Origin of the sequence: Pseudomonas sp. SIMBA_068 (assembly GCF_046534705.1) — a bacterium.
In the GTDB taxonomy this organism is placed as follows: Bacteria; Pseudomonadota; Gammaproteobacteria; order Pseudomonadales; family Pseudomonadaceae; genus Aquipseudomonas; species Aquipseudomonas putida.
The window spans coordinates 1-274 of sequence record NZ_JAWRYI010000448.1 but is presented as its reverse complement, the minus strand read 5'-3'; the positions used below and the strand labels follow the sequence as shown (position 1 = coordinate 274).

Below are 274 nucleotides of genomic sequence, written 5' to 3'. Positions count from 1 at the left end.
CGGCGCTGCTGGGCGCGCTTAGCACCCAGGGTTACCAGTTTGGCCTCTTCTCCTCGGAAGGCTTTAATCCGCCGCTCTACCGGCAGGCGTTGCTGACTGATTATTCACTGCCTGCAACGACCAGCCAGCCCAACGCCAGTACTGTGGCGCAATGGCAGAACTGGCTGGAGAAACAGAACGGTTCACAGGCGCCGTGGTTCTCATGGATTGCCCTGAACGGCCCGGACGTCGCCGGCGACAGTGCAAAAGCGCGTCAGCGCAGCTATCTGCGCCA

General features: G+C 61.7%; 1 protein-coding gene. It reads left to right on the top strand.

All coding sequences use genetic code 11. The features are described from left to right. Positions 1-274: hypothetical protein (locus tag SB756_RS29900; protein ID WP_410913204.1), on the top strand; the 274-nt coding region annotated here is incomplete at both ends.